At 65.7% G+C, this 21478-nt stretch carries 18 protein-coding genes and 1 pseudogene; 17 read left to right on the top strand and 2 right to left on the bottom strand.

The window, feature by feature from the left end:
- The first annotated feature begins 46 nt into the window (after positions 1-46).
- Genes WS45_RS13900 through WS45_RS13885 form a run of 4 tightly spaced genes read left to right on the top strand, consistent with a single transcriptional unit; the run spans position 47 to position 4201 of the window.
- Positions 47-1375 (top strand): paraquat-inducible protein A, encoded by a 1329-nt coding sequence (locus WS45_RS13900; protein ID WP_059700391.1) that lies wholly within the window; start codon positions 47-49, stop codon positions 1373-1375.
- Positions 1376-1420: 45 nt separating this feature from the next.
- Positions 1421-3016: a PqiB family protein gene (locus WS45_RS13895; RefSeq protein ID WP_059700390.1), complete on the top strand. Its 1596-nt coding sequence runs from the start codon at positions 1421-1423 to the stop codon at positions 3014-3016.
- A 26-nt stretch (positions 3017-3042) separates the two neighbouring features.
- Positions 3043-3648 carry a PqiC family protein gene (locus WS45_RS13890; protein WP_257140397.1) on the top strand — a complete coding sequence of 202 codons (606 nt, stop codon included), beginning with the start codon at positions 3043-3045 and terminating at the stop codon, positions 3646-3648.
- 34 nt (positions 3649-3682) lie between these two features.
- Positions 3683-4201, top strand: a complete 519-nt coding sequence (locus WS45_RS13885) for a TetR/AcrR family transcriptional regulator (protein WP_059700388.1) — start codon at positions 3683-3685, stop codon at positions 4199-4201.
- A gap of 144 nt (positions 4202-4345) precedes the next feature.
- Here WS45_RS13885 and WS45_RS13880 read toward each other — a convergent pair whose 3' ends face one another.
- Positions 4346-5095, bottom strand: a complete 750-nt coding sequence (locus WS45_RS13880; RefSeq protein ID WP_059525455.1) for a TetR/AcrR family transcriptional regulator — start codon at positions 5093-5095, stop codon at positions 4346-4348.
- A gap of 136 nt (positions 5096-5231) precedes the next feature.
- Here WS45_RS13880 and WS45_RS33450 point away from each other — a divergent pair, with 136 nt between their 5' ends.
- The 8 genes and pseudogenes from WS45_RS33450 to WS45_RS34950 all read left to right on the top strand — a co-directional run.
- Positions 5232-5618, top strand: coding sequence for a hypothetical protein (locus WS45_RS33450; RefSeq protein WP_257140396.1), 387 nt, complete (start codon positions 5232-5234; stop codon positions 5616-5618).
- A gap of 12 nt (positions 5619-5630) precedes the next feature.
- Positions 5631-6701, top strand: coding sequence for a VOC family protein (locus WS45_RS13870; protein ID WP_059700384.1), 1071 nt, complete (start codon positions 5631-5633; stop codon positions 6699-6701).
- 36 nt (positions 6702-6737) lie between these two features.
- Complete coding sequence (locus WS45_RS13865) at positions 6738-7694, top strand: fumarylacetoacetate hydrolase family protein (protein WP_059700382.1); 957 nt, start codon at positions 6738-6740, stop codon at positions 7692-7694.
- The gene (locus WS45_RS13860; protein ID WP_059700380.1) at positions 7691-9685 is read left to right on the top strand and encodes an acyl-CoA synthetase; all 1995 of its coding nucleotides are present in this window, start codon (positions 7691-7693) and stop codon (positions 9683-9685) included. Before WS45_RS13865 ends, WS45_RS13860 begins: the two co-directional genes overlap by 4 nt.
- Positions 9686-9800: 115 nt before the next feature.
- Positions 9801-10538, top strand: a complete 738-nt coding sequence (locus WS45_RS13855; protein WP_059700596.1) for an OmpW/AlkL family protein — start codon at positions 9801-9803, stop codon at positions 10536-10538.
- Between the two features lie 54 nt (positions 10539-10592).
- Positions 10593-13571 carry a molybdopterin-dependent oxidoreductase gene (locus WS45_RS13850; RefSeq protein ID WP_059700378.1) on the top strand — a complete coding sequence of 993 codons (2979 nt, stop codon included), beginning with the start codon at positions 10593-10595 and terminating at the stop codon, positions 13569-13571.
- Positions 13572-13581: 10 nt separating this feature from the next.
- Complete coding sequence (locus WS45_RS13845; RefSeq protein WP_059525443.1) at positions 13582-14451, top strand: 4Fe-4S dicluster domain-containing protein; 870 nt, start codon at positions 13582-13584, stop codon at positions 14449-14451.
- A 26-nt stretch (positions 14452-14477) separates the two neighbouring features.
- Positions 14478-14617, top strand: a pseudogene (locus WS45_RS34950) (cation transporter); the annotation flags it as partial.
- A gap of 35 nt (positions 14618-14652) precedes the next feature.
- On the opposite strand, the gene WS45_RS13840 reads toward WS45_RS34950, so the two are convergent.
- Positions 14653-15843, bottom strand: a complete 1191-nt coding sequence (locus WS45_RS13840; RefSeq protein WP_059525725.1) for a helix-turn-helix transcriptional regulator — start codon at positions 15841-15843, stop codon at positions 14653-14655.
- A gap of 281 nt (positions 15844-16124) precedes the next feature.
- On the opposite strand from WS45_RS13840, the gene WS45_RS13835 reads away from it, so the two are divergent.
- The 5 genes from WS45_RS13835 to WS45_RS13815 all read left to right on the top strand — a co-directional run bounded on the left by WS45_RS13835 (position 16125) and on the right by WS45_RS13815 (position 21449).
- A complete protein-coding gene (locus tag WS45_RS13835) occupies positions 16125-17063 on the top strand; it encodes an alpha/beta hydrolase (protein ID WP_059700376.1) in 939 nt (312 codons plus the stop codon).
- Positions 17060-18184: a bifunctional 3,4-dihydroxy-2-butanone-4-phosphate synthase/GTP cyclohydrolase II gene (gene ribBA, locus WS45_RS13830; RefSeq protein ID WP_059700374.1), complete on the top strand. Its 1125-nt coding sequence runs from the start codon at positions 17060-17062 to the stop codon at positions 18182-18184. Before WS45_RS13835 ends, ribBA begins: the two co-directional genes overlap by 4 nt.
- 165 nt (positions 18185-18349) lie before the next feature.
- Entirely contained in the window at positions 18350-18772 is a 423-nt protein-coding gene (locus WS45_RS13825) for a helix-turn-helix domain-containing protein (protein ID WP_059700372.1), read from the top strand.
- Positions 18773-18774: 2 nt separating this feature from the next.
- A complete protein-coding gene (locus WS45_RS13820; protein WP_059700370.1) occupies positions 18775-20109 on the top strand; it encodes a type II toxin-antitoxin system HipA family toxin in 1335 nt (444 codons plus the stop codon).
- Between the two features lie 104 nt (positions 20110-20213).
- The gene (locus WS45_RS13815; RefSeq protein WP_059700368.1) at positions 20214-21449 is read left to right on the top strand and encodes an NADH:flavin oxidoreductase; all 1236 of its coding nucleotides are present in this window, start codon (positions 20214-20216) and stop codon (positions 21447-21449) included.
- Positions 21450-21478: the final 29 nt, after the last annotated feature.

Here is a 21478-nt window from a genome sequence, read left to right as displayed (position 1 = left end):
TGCATCGCGCGGTGCCGGCCTTCGTTACCCGCATGATTGATTCCCGATGAAATCCGACAACCTGGTCGCCTGCCACGAATGCGACCTGCTGCTTCAGCGTCCGCCACGCCTGCGCGCACTGACGGCACACTGCCCGAGATGCCGCGCGCGCGTGAGCGGTGCGGCGCACGGCCGCCGCGCCCTCGACCGGATGTGCGCGTTGACGGTTGCCGCGCTAGCGACGTGTTGCATCGCGCAGGCCTTCCCGATCGTCGCGCTCGATGCTGCCGGCATTGCGTCGCACGCGACGCTCGCCGACGCGGTTCGCGCGCTATGGTCGAACGATCAACCGCTGGTGGCTGCGCTCGTGTTCTGCACGACGATGCTGTTTCCGATACTCGAGCTGGCCGCATGGCTGTACCTGCTCGTGCCGTTGCGTGCGGGCCGCGTACCGCGCCAGTTCGCGCCGGTGCTGCGCGCCATTCACCGATTGCGGCCGTGGAGCATGGTCGAGGTGCTGATGCTCGGCGTGCTCATCACGATCGTCAAACTGATGAGCCTCGCACACGTACTTGCCGGGCCTGCGCTATTCGCGTTCGCCGGGCTTACCGTGATGCTCTGCGTGCTGTCGACGATCGAACCGGCCCGACTGTGGGAGGCACGCGACGAACTCGACGCTCTGCAGCCGGGCGACACCGACCATACGAAGCCACCCCGCCCCGACGTGACGCGACATGCGTCGCCCCGGACAACCGAAAGCAGCGGATCGGCGGGCATGACGGCGCGCACCGCGGGATTGATCGCCTGTCACCACTGCGCGCGCGTGCAGCCGGTCCACGCGTGCGGCCAGCGCTGCACGCGCTGCGGTTCGCCGCTGCACGCACGCCGCCCGCGCAGCGCCGCCCGCACCGGCGCGCTCGTCGCCGCCGCCGCCCTGCTTTACATCCCGGCGAACCTGTTGCCGGTCATGCACGCGACCTCGCTCGGCCGAGCCGAGGACGACACGATCCTCGGCGGCGTCGCGTACTTCTGGACGTCCGGCGACTGGCTGCTCGCCGCGATCGTGTTCATCGCGAGTGTGCTCGTGCCGATGCTCAAGCTCGCGATCCTCGCATTTCAGGCGGTCGCCGCCCATCGCGGCGTGCAATGGCGGCCGCTCGAACGAGCGCGGCTGCATCGCCTGGTCGAGCGCGTGGGCCGCTGGTCGATGCTCGACGTATTCGTCGTCGCGCTCACGATCGCACTCGTGCATTTCGGCTCGTTCGCCGACATCACACCCGGCCCCGGCGCGCTCGCGTTCGGCGCCGTGGTCGTGCTGACCATGTGTGCGTCGATGCAGTTCGATCCGCGGCTCATCTGGGACGGTGCGCCGCGCGCGGCCGCCGCCCACCCCTAACCCTGAACCGGCTCAAGCACCCGCTTTCTCGCGAATTCCAACACGATGTTTCCGTTCGATTTTCCTCCCCCTGAGATCCGGCCGCGCAGCCGCTGGATTCCGTCTCTCGTCTGGATCGTGCCGCTCGTGTGCGCGCTGATCGGGCTGTCGCTCGTGATCCGGACCGTTGCCGCGACCGGCCCGACGATCACGGTCACGTTCGCCAACGCCGAAGGCCTCGAAGCCGGCAAGACCAAGGTCCGCTACAAGGACGTCGATATCGGCTCCGTCCAGACCATTACGCTCACGCCCGACTTCAAGCGCGTGATCGTCAGCATTCAACTGACGCGCGATGCCGCACGCTTCGCGAACCGCGACACGCGCTTCTGGGTCGTCCGACCGCGCGTCGGTGCCACCGGCATTTCCGGCCTCGGCACGCTGCTGTCCGGCGCATTCATCGGCGCGGATCTCGGCCGCTCGCCGCAGAAGCAGACAGAGTTCACCGGCCTCGAAACGCCACCTGCCGTCACCGCGGACCAGCAGGGCCGACGCTATGTGCTGCACGGCGACTCGCTGGGCTCGATCGACATCGGTTCGCCCGTGTTCTATCGGCATCTGCAGGTCGGTCAGGTCGTCGGCTTCTCGCTCGACAAGGACGGTACCGGCGTCGACGTGCAGGCGTTCGTGAAGGCGCCCTACGACAAGTACGTCGGCGTCAATACGCGCTGGTGGCACGCAAGCGGCGTGGATCTGCGGCTCGATTCGAGCGGCCTGAAACTCAACACGCAGTCGCTGGCGACGGTGATCGTCGGCGGTCTCGCGTTTCAGTCTCCGCCTGGACAAGCGGACGCGCCGCAGGCCGCCGACAATGCACCGTTCCGGCTCGCCCCCGACGAAGCCGACGCGATGCGCGACCCAGACGGCACGCCGCTGATGGTCGTCATGCGCTTCGACCAGTCGCTGCGCGGGCTGTCGGTCGGCGCGCCGGTCGATCTGCGGGGCATCGTGCTCGGTCAGGTCACGAACATTGGCATCGAGTACAACGAACACTCGCGCAACTTCAGCATGAAGGTCACGATGGCGCTGTATCCGTCGCGACTGAGCCGGCACAGCGATACGGCGCTTCCCGCGCCCGATACGGCCGGCGGCCACGAACTGATCGAGCACCTGGTGGTCCAGGGGCTGCGCGGGCAGTTGCGCACGGGCAGCCTGCTGACCGGTCAGCTCTACGTAGCGCTCGACATGTTCCCGAAGGCGCCGCGCGCGACCGTTGACGCGCGCCGTGCGCCGGTCGAGCTACCGACCGTGCCCAATACGCTCGACGAACTGCAGGTGCAGATCGCCGACATCGCGCGCAAGCTCGATCAGGTTCCGTTCGACCGGATCGGCAACAATCTGAACGGCGCGCTGGCGCATGCGAACCAGTTGTTCGGCCACCTCGACGAGCAGGTCGTGCCGCAGGCGCGTGACACGCTCGCCGCCGCGCAACGCACATTCAATGCGGCCGAGTCGACGTTGCGGCAGGATTCGCCGATGCAGTCGGACGTGCATGAGGCGATGCAGTCGCTCACGCATACGCTGCAGTCGTTGAACGCGCTCGCGGACTATCTGGAGCGTCATCCCGAATCGCTGCTGTTCGGTAACAAGGGGGATCACCAATGAAAGCGCGTTCTTTTGATCGGCTTCGCATGTCGGCGCGCATCGCGACGTGCGTCGCACTCGCGGCGCTGAGTTCGTGCGGTTCGCCGCCGGTGCATTTCCATACCCTCGCTGTGGCAGACGATGCGGGTGTCGAGGCCATCGCCGCACATCCCGCATGGCTGATCGACATTCAGGCCGTGCACGTCGCGGCGCCGGCGGACGGCAACCGGCTCGTCGTGCAGCGCGGCCCCCAGCGGGCCGACATCCTGGAGCAGGAGCGCTGGGCCGCGCCGCTCGGCGACGAGATGCGCGGCGGACTGTCGACACGCATCGCGTCCGTGCTCGGCACGATCGATGTTCACCGAGTCGCACACCCGGACGGCACGCCCGTCTACCGGGTCGCGGTTGACATGCAGCATGTCGAGTCGTGGCCGGCGTCGCACGTGTTGCTCGATGCCGCCTGGAGCGTGAATTCCGCGGCCGGACAGCCGGCGCTGACGTGCCGCAGCATCGTTCGGGCCGATACGTCGGCGGGCTACGATGCACTCGTCGACGCGTATCGCCGCGCGCTCGATTCGCTCGCGCTCCGGATCGCCGCGGGGATCCGGGCGGAAGTCTCGCATGTTGCGCCGCCTGCCGGGTGCCGCACGTGAACACTCGAATTTCCGTCAACATGGACAACGCAGGATGAAACGCACGCGCCTCACTCGCGAGCAACGCAGGCTCGACACCCGCGAACGGCTCATCGCCACCGCTCGCGCGCTGTTCATCGCGAAAGGCTTTGCCGATACGAGTGTCGAACATATCGCAGAGGGCGCCGGCTACACGCGCGGCGCGTTCTATGCACACTTCGAACACAAGCGCGAACCGTTGATCGAGATCCTTCGCCGTGACCATGATCGAATGATCAAGAGGCTTCGGCTGGCGGCGCCGGAAGGCGACGGTTACTGCACCGTCGCCGCCGCCGCGGATATCGCCGCCGGTTGGGAATGTTTCCCGCTGTGGGTCGAGGTGTATCTGTACGCCCTGCGCGATGCCGGATTCCGGCAGATCATGGACAGCATGCACGCCGAACGGGTCGCGCCACCGAACGCGGCAAGCGGCGCGGCGGGCCCCTCCGACCGCATGTCATCGTCGGACGAACTGGCGGCGGTGCTCGGCGTCACGCTGTTGCGTACAGGCGCCCGGCGCGACGAGCCGATGTAGTACGCCGCGATGTGCATGCCCTGCTGCCCGTCTTCGACACGCGCCGGCTGGACGTTGCCCGACTGGCTAATCGACCCGATCAACTGATGGGTACCGCATGAGCACTCCGGGTGGCGTGGGCACCGCCTGCGCCACCCCGTTGCGTCACTCTGCAGTCTCGGCCGCTTCCACGACCGGCAGCGGCCGGCTTGCGATCTTCTCGGCTTCCGCACGCTTGAGCCCCAGCGTATGCAGGAGCATCGCAGCCGTGCGCTCCGGAAAATGCTCTCCGCTGAAGCCGAGTTCCTTGAGAACACCGGCCGCCGGCGCGCCCGGAGCGACGAAATTAAGCTCGGCGGCAATCGCGGTCAGCACCGTACCGCCAACCGAAAGGAAGCCGATGAATGGGTCCGCGACCACGAAACGCTTCTCGGCGATACCGCGCTCCATGTCCCGCAGCAGGCGTTGACCCAGGCCAAGCGTCAGGACGCGCGCCGAAAAGCCCTCGCGTATCAGGAAGTGTCCCCATACCGGCTCACGCCGCGCACGTATCAGCGTATGTCGCACCGAGACGGAAATGATTTCCGCCGGGTCGGACAAGCCGCTGGCCAGGCGATCGAGTGAATCCGCGAACTCCTCGAATACCGATTCCACGAGGGTCGCGTAGATCGCCTCCTTCGATTCGAAGTGGTTGTAGAACGAGCCAAAGCCGACGTCGGCGGCCTCGGTGATTTCATTGATGGCGACGCCTTCCATGCCCTTCTCCGCCATCAGTCTGAGCGCGGCGTCCAACAGGCGGGCGCGGGTCTCCCGCTTGCGGCGCGCGCCACGCGGCTCACGCTCTTCGGCGACCGCTGGACTGGATGCTTCCGGAGCGGAGCGCTTTGAAGTCCGGCGACTCGGTGTATTCGTCATGACGTTTCCGATGCTTGTTCGTGCCCAAGTATAGATTCAAATGTCTACATTGACAAAATTATCATCTATGACTTTAATGTCACCAATGGTGGCTGACAAACCCTCACGAACCGATCGAACGACGAATGGAGATACGGTGGAGACACAACTGCACACGGGCGCCCGCGCGTCCATTGACAACAACTCGCGCGCCTCAACGGAGCATGCGCTGCCGTTGGCGCTCGACATACTGATCGCAGGATTCGAGGCAGTCGGCGCCGCAGTGGCCAATCGGCAGCCCCGTCACGAAGTCGACGTCTCGATCGTCGCCCCACGCGCGATCGCACGCGGCGACGAAGCGCTGCGGACTCCCGGCATCTGCGACGAGGCGCCCCGCCTCCATGCGAAATCGACGATCGACTTCGCCATATTCACGGGCCGGCCAGTCACGCCGTGCCGCGATTCAGTTGCATGCCTGCCGTCGCGCGGCAAGCCCCTCGGTGCGACGGCGTGTGCCTTCGCGAGCGTCATTCGATCTGCCTGATTGTCATCCGCCATGAAACTGACCACGACACAACCGGCTCGCCACCCTCATCCCACAACGAAGGCATCGGCGCTCGCCTATTTGATCTTCGATCGCCCCGATCTCGGCGAGGCAGAGCATTTTCTCAATGACTTCGGTCTCCGAACTGTTCTGCGGGACGACACGCAATTGCTGCTGCGCGGAACGGGCGACGCACACTTCTGTTATGTCGTTCGCCACGCGCCGAAAGCCCGCTTCGTAGGCTTCGGATTGCGGGTCGACAGTCGTGCCGACCTGGAGGCGCTCGCCAAAGTCCCTGGCGCATCGGAGATCGAGGCGTCGGATTGGCCAGGCGGCGGCCTTCGGGTGCGGCTCGTCGATCCGTCGGGGTTTCGGGTCGATGCGATTGCTGGCCAGACACGGGCCGACACGTTGCCGCATCGTGCTCCGCTCCCATTCAACTCGGTCGACGCGCCCGTCCGGATCAACGAGACGCAGCGGCCACCCGCAAACGCACCCGAGATCATTTGTCTTGGGCACGTCGTACTCGAGCTGGCCGACTTCCAGGAAACCTGCGCGTGGTACACGCGACATTTCGGGTTCATCCCCAGCGACGTCCAGGTGCTGCCGGACGGCTCCCCTGCCGTTGCGTTCATGCGGCTCGACCTCGGCGACAGGCCGGCCGATCACCATACGCTCGCGCTCGCCCAAGGGTTCGCGCCGACTTATAGCCATAGCGCGTACGAACTGGTCGACGCCGATGCCGTCGGCATGGGCCAGCGCGTGCTTCGCGACAACGGGTGGGCGCACGCGTGGGGTATCGGCCGGCACATTCTCGGCAGCCAGATCTTCGACTATTGGCAAGACCCATGGGGCGACAAGCACGAACACTATTGCGACGGCGACCTTTTCACGGCCGACGAGCCGACGGGCGTGCATGCGGTCAGCCGCGAAGCGATGGCGCAGTGGGGCCCGACGATGCCGCGCAGCTTCACGAAGCCCCGGTTCACGCCGTCGAGCCTCGCGGCGCTGTTTCGCAACCTGCGCCGCAGTCCCGATCTGACGATCCGCAAGCTGCTGACCCTGGCGAAGCTGTTCGCCTGACCCCATCCGCCTGTTCGACTCACGAGAGACACATTCATGTCACTGCTTGTCCTGCACTTCCGGCATAACGGCCGCGCCCAATGGGGTGTGGTCGCCAACGGCGCCGTCACGCCGATTCCCGGCGACTTCGAAACGACCGCGAGCTTTCTCGCGGCGAATCCGGTCGAGCGACTCATCACGCTCGACGGATCGACTATTCCCGAGTCGGACGTGGAGTGGCTGCCGCCGGTGACCGCCAACCAGCAATTCGTTTGCCAGGGCGCGAACTATCGTCGGCACATGATCGAATCGGGCATGGATCCGGACGCGAAAAAATTCAACATGATCTTCACGAAGGCGACGAGTTGCATCGTCGCTGCCAATTCGCGGGTCGTGAAACCGCGGCACGTCCGGTTTCTCGACTACGAAATCGAGCTCGGCCTCATCCTCAAACGCGACATCACATCTCACCAGCAGATCACGGACGCGAATCTGCACGACTATGTCGCCGGCACCGTGATCGTCAACGACTATTCCGCGCGCGATGTCCAGATCCCGCAAATGCAGTTCTACAAGGGCAAGAGCTTCCGGACGTTTGGCCCGGTCGGCCCCTATCTGTGCCTGCTCGAGCGGCGTGACTTCCCGAAGCTGAAGGCGCTCGACCTGACGCTGACCGTCAACGGCGCGGTGCGTCAGCAGGACTCGACATCGAACCTCGTCTATGGCCCGGCGGAAACGTTGACCGAGTTGTCGGGCGTGCACGATCTTCACGCCGGCGATCTGCTCGCGACCGGCACGCCGGCTGGCTGCGCACTCAGCATCCCATCGCCGCTCAAGCAGCGCGCTGTCGCGCTTTTCCCCGAATCCGTCAAATGGAAGATGTTCATGAAGGTGCAGGCAGGACGCGCGCAGTATCTGAAAGCCGGAGATATCGTCGAAGCCCGGATCGCGAGCCGCGACGGAACGATCGATCTGGGCGTACAACGTAACGAAATCGTGGACGAAGCAGCATGAACGGCATCGCGACCCGAGACGACGTACTGGCGATCGAAGCGCAGGGCCTTCCGCGCGACCTTCCGACCAGCACGTACGAGATGATCTGCGCCGGTGCGGCCATCGATCCGTCCGCCCCTGCCCTCTCCTTTTTCATGACCGCCGACGCGCACCGCGACGCGGAGTGCTGGACCTATCGCGAGCTGGTGCGTGACATCACGCGCACGGCCAACATGTTCGCGCGCATCGGCGTGAATTCGCAGTCGGTGATCGCCTATTTGTTGCCCAATCTGCCCGAAACGCATTTCGTGATCTGGGGCGGACAGGCGACCGGCATCGTATGCGCGATCAATCCGCTGCTTGAACGCGAAGCGATCGCCAATCTGCTCAAAGCGGCCGGTGCCAGCGTGCTCGTCACGCTCGCGCCGTTTCCCGGGATCGATCTCTGGAAAAAAGTCGCGGATATTCTTCAGGATGTCGAACCGCTGCGGCATCTCGTGCTGGTCAATCTGGCCGATCGCGTGCGGGGCACGGCGCAGTCGGCGGTACGCACGCTCCAGCATGACGCGTGTATGCAGCTTTACGGCGATGGCGGTTTGCGCAGCGCCGTGCCTGCACACATCCGGATCCACGACTTCGGTACGGCAATCGCGCGGGAACCCGGCGCAGCGCTCGACAATGCGCGCCGCATTCAACCTGGCGACATGTCCTCTTACTTCTGTACCGGTGGAACCACCGGGTTGCCGAAAATCGCGATGCGCAGTCACGGCAACGAAGTGGCGAACGCATGGAGCGCCGCGCGGTTCTTCGGCGACAGTATCGGCCCCGGCAAAACGACTTTCTGCGGCTTGCCGCTCTTTCACGTCAATGCTGCGATGGTGACCGGCCTGCTGCCTTTCTCGCGCGGCGCCCATGTCGTGCTCGGCACACCGCAGGGTTACCGGGGCGACGGCGTCGTCAGACGTTTCTGGGAAATCGTCGAACATCATCACATCAATTTCTTCAGTGGCGTCCCGACACTTTATGCTTCGCTGCTCGACATTCCTGTCGACGATCATGTTGTCGACTCGCTCGAATACGGCCTGTGCGGTGCCGCGCCGATGCCGGTCGGCGTCTTCAGGGCCTTCCAGGAAAAAACGGGCATCCGGATTCTCGAAGGTTACGGCCTGACCGAAGGAACGTGCGTGAGCAGCGTCAACCCGACGACCGGCGAGCGCCGGCTGGGATCGATCGGGCTGCGCATTCCCTTCCAGGCGATGAAAGCTGTCGTCGTGGACGACGCGGGACGGTATCTGCGCGACTGCGCGGCCAACGAAGAGGGGCTTCTGGTCATCTCCGGGCCGAACGTCTTCACCGGCTACACACATCCCAACCAGAACAAGGCCCTCTGGCTCGATCTCGGCGATGGCAAGCGCTGGCTCAACACCGGCGACCTCGGCCGTTGCGACGTCGACGGGTACTTTTGGCTGACCGGCCGCAAGAAGGATTTGATCATCCGCGGCGGACACAATATCGACCCGGCGACGATCGAGGAACCGCTGCATCGGCACCCGGCGGTCCAGATCGCCGCGGCAATCGGGCGCCCCGATGCGTATGCCGGTGAATTGCCGGTCGCCTACGTTCAACTCAAGCCGGGCATGACCGCTACCGAGCACGATCTGGAGGTGTTCATGCAGCGGGAGATCGCTGAACGCGCCGCCCTGCCCAAGCATGTCCGAATCGTCGAATCGATCCCGCTCACAGGCGTTGGCAAGATATTCAAGCCGGAACTCAAGCGCCGCGAGACGGGTGACGCGATACGCGCCGCATTGGACCAAGGCGGAGCCCCAGGCGCATCGGTCGACGTCACGACCAACGAGTCCGGCGGAATGTCGGTCTCGGTCGAGCTGAACGATCCGGCGCACGAGGCCCCGGCACGCTTTGTACTGGGCCGATTTCCGTTTGCGTTCTCGATTTCGATCACCGCGAGGCCGATACGGTCGGCTGGATCGACAGCGACAGATCTGCGGTGACTCAGGAGCGCCACTAGCCGCGACAACACGAATTCATAAAGCGGCTTGTCATGATCAATCAGTTATCCAAATTAGTTTTTATTCATGAATCGGATCGAGACAGAGGAGACACATGATGAATTTCAGGCGAATGACGAATTTCGCAGGCGTGGCGGTTTTTGTCTGCACAACTGCACTTGTCGACAATGTGGATGCACAGACGGCCGGAAGCATCACCACATCGGTTGGATGGCTACACATATCGCCACAGGGCAACGCAACCCCGCTGACCGTGGAAAGTGTCGGTGGCGTAACGGTGAATCAGCAAATGGCGGGCACCGGGGCGCATGCCAGCTCGACGGATACGATGGGAATCACCACCGAGTACTACGTCACCGACAACATTGGTGTCGCCATGCTGTTTGGACTGCCACTGACAGTCAATCTGGTCGGTGACGGGACGTTGCAGAAGTACGGAACCCTCGGCACGACAAGGCCGATGCCGCCCGCCATCGAACTTCGATATCACCTGTTTTCAGCTGAATCGAAATTCCGTCCGTACGTAGGACTTGGTGTCAACTACACGTGGTTCACCCAGGTTCGGGCGACCAATCGCCAGTTCGTCTCCGACAGCTTCGGGCCGGGCGGCTCAGCGCGCGCGACACTCAGTTCATCGTGGAACCCGGTGTTCGAGCTCGGGGCGAGTTACGCGATGACCAAACACTGGTCGGTCGGTGCTTCCGTCGGCTACATGCCGGTGAAGACCCACCTCACGTTATACGGACAGACCGCGACCGGGACGCAGATCGTTTCCACATCGACGCTCCGACTCAATCCCGTCAACGTGTTCCTGAACGTCGCTTATACGTTCTAGCGCGTGCGACCCGATGCCAGCCCCTTGCATGGAAGCAACACTTTGGATCGAACGATGAAACGACAGGCTCTCAAGACCATTCTTTTTGCATTGCCCAAGGTCCTGGACCTGACGGCGCGCCGCTTCCCCGCCTATCGCGATCGCCTCAAGGAGCGCAATCTCGTCGCGTGGATCGGGCTCATGGATCAAAGCATCGGTCGCGCCATCGAGTTCAGGAATGGCCGCATTCGGTCGCGCGCCGGCAAGCATGCGCGGCCCGATGTACGCATGGCCTTCAAGGACGTCGCCACCGCCCTGAAGTTCCTTTCCCCGAACCCGGACCAGGGCGAGATCGTCCACGCCGCCAAGAATTTCAAGGTGGTCACCGAGGGCGAGGACGAACTGCTGGTGTGGCTCATGCAAACCCTGAGCATGATGCGCACCGTCGGCCTGACGATGGGCACGCCCATGCGCGACGGCACGCGGCGCTACACCACCTGTACCAATGGCGGGCCGCTGTTCGTCTATGTCAAGGATGGCCGCATCGTCCGCGTGACCCCCATCGAGCTGGACGACACCGACGCATCAAGCTGGGTAATCGAGGCACGTGGACGCCGCTTCAGCCCGCCACGGCGTGGTTTGGTCGCACCCCACGCGTTGACCCTCAAGTCGCTCGTCTACTCGGACAAGCGCATCCTTCACCCGATGAAACGCGTCGACTTCGACCCTGACGGCGAGCGCAATCCGCAGAACCGCGGCAAGTCCGGCTATGTGCGTATCAGCTGGGACGAGGCCCTGGACATCGTCGCCAAGGAAATCAACCGGCAGAAACGTGTTCACGGTCCCGGTTCCATCACGTTCCCGATGTCGTCCCACCATCAGTGGGGTAACGTCGGCTACTACCTCAGCGCGCTGACGCGCTTCGCCAACCTGATCGGCTTCACCCGGGTCGCCGCGAATCCGGACAGTTGGGAAGGCTGGTACTGGGGCGCCATGCATCATTTCGGCAACTCGATGCGCGTCGGCGTGCCCGCCGGCTATGGCGGCCTCGAGGATGGCCTCAAGGAGGCCGAAATGATCGTCTTCTGGTCCTGCGACCCCGAAAGTACCAACGGGGCCTATGCCGGATTCGAAGGAACGCCGCGCCGCCTGTGGGCCAAGGAGCTCGGCATCGAGTTCGTTCACATCGACCCGCACTGCAATCCGACCGCCCAGCTGCTGGGCGGCCGCTGGATCCCGATCCGGCCGCAAACCGATGCCGCCCTGGCTACCGCCATCATGTACGTCTGGACCGTGGAGGGCCTGTACGACAAGGATTACGTCGCGACGCGCACGACCGGCTTCGACGATTGGAAAGCCTATCTTCTGGGCGAGACCGACGGTACCCCGAAGACTCCCGAGTGGCAGGAGAGCGAGACCGGCGTGCCGGCCAAGGACGTTCGTGCGCTTGCGCGCCTGTGGGGCAGGAAGAAGGTGCATCTCGCCGTCGGGATGACCGGCGCGGGATTCGGTGGCGCGGGCCGCGGGGCGACCGGGGCGCAATGGGCGCGCTGCATGATCATGATGATGTCCATGCAGGGCTGGGGCAAGCCGGGAGTGAATTTCGGCTGCCTGGAAATCGGTGTTCCGCACGACCTCCAGTTCTACTTCCCCGGCTACGCGGACGGCGGAATTTCAGGCGATCTGGCGTGGACCGCCAATGCGGTGGACAACTACCAGCGCATGCCACACATCCTGACCATGAATCCCGTCAAGCAGATGGTGCCGCGACAGCAGATGCCCGATGCGATTCTCAACGGTCACGCCACCGGTTATCTCTGGGACGGCATGTCCCAGGAAGCCCAGTTCGCGCCATTCACCTACCCGATGCCCGGTTATTCGCCGATACACATGATCTATCGCTACGGCGGATCCGCGTTCAGTACCGTGACGAATGCCGGACGCTGGACGGAGGCCTACCGGCACTCGAGCATCGAGTTCGTCGTCAATCAGTCCATCTGGATGGAAGGCGAAGCCCAGTTCGCGGACATCATCCTGCCCGCGTGCACGTCGCTTGAGCGCTGGGACATCGGGGAATGGGCGAATTCGGGTGGCTACGCCCTCCACGGTTATGGGACGGTCAACCATCGCATGCTGACGCTGCAGCACAAATGCATCGAGCCCTTGGGCGAGTCCCGCTCCGACTACGACATTTTCACCGCGATCCTGACCCGGCTGGGCCTGGGTGGCATTTTCACCGAAGGGTGTGGCGATCTCGACTGGGTCAAGCGCGTCTTCGATTCGTCGGATCTGCCCGATCACATTTCGTGGCGCGCATTTTGCCGCAAGGGCTACTTCGTCGTGCCGCCCGAAAAGCCCGAGCTGCGCCATCCCGTCGACATGCGTTGGTATGCGGAAGGCAGGAAGAAGGACCTGCCGGAACCTCATCCGCTGCCGTCGCAGTTCTCGAAACAGTTCGGCAAGGGCCTGCAGACGCCGAGCGGCAAACTGGAGTTCGTGCCCGAGTTGCTGAAGCGACACACCGCGGACAATCCGGAGCGACCACCGCTCAACCGATATATCCCCTCCTGGGAGGGGCCACGCTCGGACCTGGCCCGGCGTTACCCGCTTCAATTGATCGCCACCCACAGCCGCTACAGCTTTCATACCTATTGTGACGGAAAGAATTCCGCCGTTAATGGCATCGAGGATCATCGCGCGCTGATCGCGGGACACCGATTCTGGCTCCTGAGACTCAATCCGGCTGACGCCGCTGTTCGACGCATTGCCCATCGCGATCTCGTCAAAGTACACAACGACCGCGGCGCTGTGATCTGTGCGGCCGATGTCTCGCCCTTGGTGAACGCCGGAGTGGTGAAATCGTACGAGGCGAGCGCTGAATTTCAGTTGATCGAAATCGATGGCGAGCAAGTCGAGATCGGCGGTTGCATGAACATGCTTACCCCCGACCGGCCGCAGACCTCCGGCACCAGCAGCATGAGCCCGAATTCCTGCCTGGTGCAGGTCGAGAAATGGCGCGGTGCCGAGGCTTTCATGCTCGGTCGCGCAGCGTGAGGAATTTCAAATGAGCAAGTGGAACCTGATTATCAATGTCGGCCGTTGCGAGAACTGCCAGAACTGCGTGATCGCCGCGCGGGACGAGCACGTCGGCAATGACTTCCCCGGTTACGCCGCACCCGCTGCGGCCAGCGCCGAGAGCCCGATCCGCATCCTGCGGCGTGTACAGGGTGCCTCGCACATGATCGAGACCACTTATCTGCCGGTCATGTGCAACCACTGCGACGACGCGCCCTGCATGCGTGTGGGCGGTAGCGCCATTCGCAAGCGCGCCGATGGCATCGTCATCATCGATCCGGACAAGGCACGAGGCCGAAAAGACATCGTGAAGGCGTGCCCCTACAAGGCGATCGTCTGGAACGAAGAACTGCAACTGCCTCAGATCTGGATCTTCGATGCGCATTTGCTCGACCAGGGGTGGTCCCGTCCGCGTTGCCAGCAGTCGTGCCCCACCGATGTTTTCGAGACGGTCAAGCTCGATGACGCGGCGATGGCCCAAAAGGCCCGGCGCGAGGGACTCAAGGTATTGCGGCCCAACCTGAGCACAAAGCCCCGCGTGTGGTACAGCGGCCTTGAGCGCTGGGAAACGTGCTTCGTCGGCGGAAGTGTCAGCGCCCAGGCAGGGGACGTGGTCGAGTGTGTCGCGGGTGCGGTCGTCGCCTTATATGGAGGCAAACGGCAGGTGGCCGAAACCGTCTCGGACGCCTTCGGCGATTTCCGGTTCGACGGCCTCGCCAAGGGTAGCGGCCTCTACCGAGTCAAGATCCGACATGCCCTCGGCATCGCTTGGCGCGAGTGCGAATTGGGCGAAAGCGCCTACCTGGGCGAGATCAGGCTCAGTCAATCGACAAACGCGGTGGCGGTCGAGTGCTCATGAGCCGACCAAGGCTGGCCGCCGTCATCGTGCTGCACATGGCGCGCGAAACCGGCTCGACACGGCTCGAAGCGCGCGGCTGGCATGCGCGCGGCTGGCCGCGCTCGCGATCGGTGCGATCGTGATCCGGACGGGCGTCGGATGCATCCGGCGCGGTTGCGTGCAATGACCGGCATTGCCGGCGTGGACGACATGCCGCCCCGATCAACCGAGCGGCACCACGCTCCCGAGCAGAATCCGCACGAGCGTCGCCTGGCGCGTCACGCCCGTCTTCGAGAAGATCGCGCGCAGGTGCGTGCGTGCCGTGTTCTTGCTGATCCCCGACTCCTCCGCCGCCTCCTCGAGCGTCAGCCCGTTCGTCAGCAGTAGCGCGAGCGACGTCTCGGCCGGCGTCAGGTCGAACAGCTTGCGGATGATTTCCTGCGCGCCCTGCGGCTTGCGGTCGGGGTCGCGCAGGAACAGCGTGACGGCCGGCCGGCGCTTGTTGTCCTCCGACCAGTCGGACAGCAGCACGGTGCGCACCAGCAGCCCGAGACGCGGCTTGTCGAAACTGCGCGTGATCGGCATCGCCTCGACGGTCGCTGCCGCCGTGCCGTGATGTCCCATCACCGCGTGGCGGATCAGCCGCTTGAGCGTGCGGTTCTCCTGCGCATCGGTCGCCTCGATCGTGCCGCGCGCAATCGTCAGACCGTTGTTCTGCTTCAGGATCTCGTCGGCGACGCTGTTCATGTCGATGATCGTGCCGTTCTCGTCGAGCGTGATCGTGCCGATCTGCATCCGGTTGATGGCGTTCGCGTAGATCGACCGCTCGACCTCGGCCGTGTCGAGCCGCGAATGGAGCTCGACCGCGCGCTTCAGATGCGGCAGCAGCAGCGCGCAGATCGCCTTGTCGCGCGCGGAGAACTGCTTCGACGCATGGTTGCGGCACACGCGGAACCGGCACTCGACGCCCGACGGCGTGCGCAGGTCCGCGCCGAGGATGTAGCGCACGTCCTGCGGCTTCAGGAACTGCTTGTACAACTCGCTCGACAGCCAGCCCGTGTCGCCGAACACGTCGTCGACCGTGACCACGCGATCGGCCGGCAGGCCGACGAACGGATCGAGCGAATAGTAGTAGTTGTTGTACGACGCCTCGCCGTCACCCGGCACGACCGGGCCGTACTCCGACGCGTGCACGGACAGCGGCGCGCGGCGGTCGCTCGCGGCCGCGCGCAAGATCAGCGTCACGTAGTTGGCCTGCAGCAACCGGCGAACCAGCTCGAGCGCCCCCGCCCACGGCGGCGTTTCCAACGGTCCCTGGTAGATGCGCGCCATCAGCTCGCTGAAATCCGCGACGCCGATGTCGGCCTCCTCGCTTGTTGACTGGCTCTCTTGCGGAGCCCATCTCGTCTCCATCAGCACGCTCCATCCTCCATGCAACTTGTGGTCGGTGCGATTCATCCGCGCCGCCATGATTAAGACGCGTCTTAATTCCGGCGTCATCGGGACATTCACTGAATGGTGAGCTTTGGCCAATCGGACGCGCGAACCATCGTCCGATCGGATGATGTGGCGCCCTGCCCGCTGCGCTGGAATGCCCGTCAGGCCGTGCCGACAAGCGTCCGGCGCGGGCTCAGGGAAAACCGCGATGCGGGTTTACCTGATTCAGACCGGATCCGATTCAGACAGGAGTTCCAATGCCGCTCGACCCTCAGGCGCAGGCGCTGCTCGCCGCGCTCGCCCAAGCGCCCGCGATCGATTTCGATCAACTGACCGTGCCCGCGTACCGCGCGAGCCTCGCCGGCGGCAGCGCGTTCGCGCCCGGCGACGCGATTGCCGCCGAGGAGGACTGGCAGATCCCGGCACCGGGTCGTCAGTTGTCCGCTCGGCTGTATCGGCCCGATGCCGACGGGCCGTTGCCGCTGACCGTGTTTTTCCACGGCGGCGGCTTCGTCGCGTGCGGTATCGACTCGCACGCGAACCTGTGCCGCAGTCTTGCCGCACGGGCGCGCACGCTCGTGCTGTCGGTCGATTACCGGCTCGCGCCCGAAGCGCGCTTCCCGGCGGCCGCGCAGGACGCATGCGATGCCGTGCGCTGGGCCGCCGCCAGTGCGCGCGATCTCGGTGCGCGCGCCGGTGCGATCGCTGTGGCCGGCGATAGCGCCGGCGGCAACCTGGCCGCGGTCGCCGCATTGCAGTTGCGCGGCTCGGGCATCGCGATCGCGCACCAGTTGCTGCTGTATCCGGTCGTCGATTGCGCGACCGAGCATCCGTCATACGAATCGCTCGGCGAAGGCTATTTCCTGACGGCGGACGCGATGCGCTGGTTCAAGCGCCAGTATTTCGACGACGACGCCGACCGCGCATCGCCGCTCGCGAGCCCGCTCGTCGTGGCGGATCTGTCGGGCGCGGCGCCGGCCACGATCGTGAGCGCGGAATTCGATCCGTTGCGCGACGAGGCCGAAGCGTACGCATTGCGTCTCGCGCAGGCCGGCACGCCGGTCTCGCTCGTGCGCTGGCCGGGCCAGTTGCACGGCTTCGCGAGCATGCTCGGCGCGGTCGACGCGGCCGATCGCGCGCTGACCTTCGGCGCCGATGCGCTGCGCCGCGCATTCGACGCGACGGAGGTGCAATGACGCTCGCCAGCACGTTGGAAATCGTCGACGAGCTGCGCGCGGGACGGATGGTCCTGCTCGTCGACGAAGAGGATCGCGAAAACGAAGGCGACCTCGTGATCGCGGCCGATCACGTGACGCCCGACGCGATCAACTTCATGGCGCGCTTCGGGCGCGGGCTGATCTGCCTGACGCTGACCGGCGAGCGTTGCGAGCAATTGCGCCTGCCGCCGATGGCCGATCGCAACGGCACGCCGTTCGGCACTGCGTTCACCGTCAGCATCGAGGCGGCCGAAGGCGTGACGACCGGGATTTCCGCAGCCGATCGCGCGCGGACGATCCGCGCGGCGGTCCGCGCAGGCGCGCGCCCCGACGATCTCGTGCAGCCCGGCCACGTGTTTCCGATCGCCGCGCGCCCGGGCGGCGTGCTGGTGCGCGCGGGGCACACCGAGGCCGGCTGCGATCTCGCGGCGCTTGCCGGGCTCACGCCCGCGTCGGTAATCTGCGAGGTGATGAACGACGATGGCACGATGGCGCGGCTGCCCGAACTGAAGACGTTCGCCGCGCATCACGGGCTGAAGATCGGCACGATCGCGGACCTGATCCATTACCGCCGCGAGCACGAGTCGCTCGTCGAACGTGTCGGCGAACGGCCGCTGCATACGCCGTGGGGCCGATTCCGCGCGATCGAATATCGCGACACCGTGCACGGCGCGCCGCATCTCGCGCTGGTGCGAGGCGAGCCCGATCCGTCGACGCCCGTGCTGACGCGCGTGCACGAATGCCACTCGTTGCTCGACCTGCTCGACGCGGAGCCGTCCGCGCATTCCTGGCCGCTGCACGCGGCGCTGCAGCGGATCGATGCGGCCGGCTGCGGCGTCGCGGTGCTGCTCGACTGCGACATGCGCGGCGACGCGATGCGAACGCCCGCCGGCCACGCCCGCCGCGACGGCCGCGTGACGGGGATCGGATCGCAGATCCTGCGCGACCTCGGCGTACGGCGGTTGAACGTGCTGTCGAGCCCGTTCCGGCTGCCGGCGCTGTCGGGGCACGACCTGGAAATCATGGCGTTCATCCCGCTCGGCGACGACGATCCGGAAAGCGCGCGCGCCGCCCACGCCAGCCCGCTGCGAGCGGCGTGATACCGAGCGGACGAGCGCGCTGCCCTTTCATCGACCGCGGGTTTCCGCCTGACAGGCTATCGTTTGTTTTTGTGAATTACAGTCTAAAGTTTGTATTTTGACGATACATACCATAGACTGTATTTTTCGATTACAAGCGATCGCCTGTCATTTCGCGGAGAGCCCATGGCATTCCCAGTCCAGACCTTGAGCCAGTTGCGCCCGATCCTCGTCGGCTTCCGGAAGTCGGCGGGGCTCACGCAGGCGCAGCTCGCCGCCCGCCTCGGCGTGACGCAACAGTCGTACGCGCAGCTCGAAGCCAATCCGTCCGCGGTCAGCATCGAACGGCTTTTCAAGGTGCTGAACGTGCTCGGCGTTCGCCTGACGCTCGTGCCGGGCACCCCGGACGACACAGCGGCGCCCGAGGACACCAAGCCTGCGCTCAAGCGCGCACCGGCCGCGCGCGGCCGGTCATCCGGCTCGTCTGGTTCGTCGGATGTGCCGGCCCGCCCGCCGGCCGCCGCGAAGGCTCCATCCGCCGCCGCGCGGAAACGGCCTGCCGCGGCGACACCGGGCAAGTCCCGGAACCCCACGCGGGAGGACTGGTGACGATGGCCCGCCGCCCCCGCCATGACCGCCTCGACCTCTGGATGAACGGCATCCCGGTCGGATACTGGGAAGTCCGGCGCGGCGTCGAGCGCCTCATCTATCTGCCGGCGTGGGTCGACGATCCGCAAGGCCGTCCGCTGTCGCTGTCATTGCCGTTCACGCCGGGCAACCAGCCGCATCAGGGCGCGATCGTCGCCGATTACTTCGACAACCTGCTGCCGGACAGCCAGCCGATCCGCCGCCGCATCGCGCAGCGCTACCGGCTCGGGTCGACGGCGCCGTTCGAACTGCTCGCGTCGATCGGCCGCGATTGCGTCGGGGCGCTGCAGTTGCTGCCACCCGACGAAACCCCGGTCGACCTCGAATCGATCGACGGCACCGCGCTCGACGACGCGGCCGTGGCCGACGTGCTGCGCCACGCGACCGCCGCGCCGCTGCCCGGCCACGCGGAGCCGGACGGCGAGCTGCGCCTCTCGATCGCCGGCGCGCAGGAAAAGACCGCGCTGCTGCGCGACGGCAAGCGCTGGCTGCTGCCGGCGGGCAGCACGCCGACCACGCATATCTTCAAGCTGCCGCTGGGGCGTGTCGGAAACATGCAGGCCGACATGCGCACGTCGGTCGAGAACGAATGGCTGTGCTCGAAGATCGTCGCCGCGTACGGCCTGCCCGTCGCCGCGTGCGACATCGGCCGGTTCGACGACCAGAAGGCGCTGATCGTCGAGCGCTTCGACCGCCGCCCGTCCCGCGACGGCACGTGGATCCTGCGGCTGCCGCAGGAGGACATGTGCCAGGCGACCGGCACGCCGTCGGGCGCCAAATACGAATCCGACGGCGGCCCGGGCATCGCGACAATCATGGGCATCCTTGCGAATTCCGCCGATGCCGCGCAGGACCGGAGGAATTTCTTCGTCACGCAGCTCGTGTTCTGGGTGCTCGCGGCCATCGACGGCCACGCGAAGAATTTCAGCATCGCGCACCTGCCGGGCAATACGTATCGCAGCACGCCGCTGTACGACGTGCTGTCCGCGCATCCGATCATCGGCACGCGACGCAACCAGCTGCCGCCGCGACGCGCACGGCTCGCGATGGCCGTGTGCGGGAAGAATCGCCATTACGTGATCGGCGACATCCAGCCGCGTCACTGGATCGCGCAAGGCGCGCGCGTCGGTCTGACCGAACACGACGTGCGCGCGGCCATGGCCGACGTGGCCGCGCGCACCGAACCGGCGATCGCCGCCGTCGCGTCGCGGATTCCGGCGGATTTCCCGGCGGACGTGGCCGATGCGATCTTCGACGGGATGCGTCGTCAGGCGCGCAAGCTGGGCACGGCCGAGTAGGCGGTGCGGGCACGGCCGCGGCGGCGGGTCGTCCACGTGGACGATGCAGCCCCGCGCCGACTCAGCACAATGGTCGCCGTGCCCATTCCCGACGCCCGCCCGACATGGAACCCGTCACGCTCGATACCGCATTCAGCCCGCTGCAGATCGGCCCGCTGACGCTGCGCAACCGCCTGATCAAATCCGCGACCAACGAAGGGATGACGCCGAACGGCGTGCCGTCGCGCGCGCTCGTCGGGTTTCACGAGCGCATCGCCGCAGGCGGCGCCGCGCTGACGACCGTCGCGTACTGTGCGGTCAGCGACGACGGCCGCACGTTCGTCGACCAGGCGCGGCTCGATGCGCCGACGGTCCGGCAATTCCGCGCGCTGACCGACGCGGTCCATCGTCACGGCGCGGCGGCGTCCGCGCAGATCACGCATGGCGGCTCCTTCACGTTCCTGCCGTCGCTGTCGACGAAACGGCCGTTGAGCGCATCGGGCGGCTTCAACAAGGTCGGCGTGATGAGCGGCCGTTTCCTGAAGCAGGCGATGACGCGCGACCAGATGACCGCGATCGCCGACGAATTCGCCCGGGCGGCGCGACATGCGCGCGACGCGGGCTTCGACGCGGTCGAGATCCACATGGGGCATGGTTATCTGCTGAGCCAGTTCCTGTCGCCGCTGTACAACTGTCGTCGCGACGCGTACGGCGGCGATGCGGCGCGCCGCGCGGCGTTTCCCGTCGAGGTGCTGGGCCGCGTGCTCGACGCGGTCGGCCGCGATCTTGCCGTGGTCTGCAAGATCGGCGTGACCGAAGGCGTGCGCGGCGGCGGAACCGCCGACGACGCGTGCGAAATCGCGCGGCGGCTCGAGGCCGAGGGCGCGCATCTGCTCGTGCTGAGCGGCGGGATGAACGTCGAGTCGGTGTGGCAACTGTTCGGCAGCCCGCTGCCCGGCGATGCGCGCGCGAACGCCGACAACGCGATCGTGCGCGCCGCGATGGCGCTGCAGAAGCTCACCGAGCCGAAGATGGGCGCGTTTCGGGAGATGTATTTCCTCGAACATTCGAAGCAGGTGCGCGCGGCCGTCCGGATGCCGCTCGCATATCTCGGCGGGGTGCGTTCCCGCGAGAACGTCGCGCTGGCGATGCGCCAAGGATTCGACGCGGTGGCGCTTGCCCGCGCGCTCGTGTTCGAGCCGGATTTCGTGAACGGCCTGCACGACGGCCGGCTCGCGCAGTCGGGCTGCACGTCATGCAACCGCTGCGTCGTGTCGATGTACACGCCGGGCGGCACCGCGTGCGTGCTCAAGGCGCCGAACGACCCGGCGCCGAACCGCGTGCCGGCCGTGGGCGCTTGAGGTTACGCGGCGGCTGATTCCGCGGTCAC

This window comes from Burkholderia sp. RF2-non_BP3, from assembly GCF_001522185.1.
Lineage (GTDB): Bacteria > Pseudomonadota > Gammaproteobacteria > Burkholderiales > Burkholderiaceae > Burkholderia > Burkholderia diffusa.
This window is presented reverse-complemented; position numbering and strand designations above follow the sequence as displayed.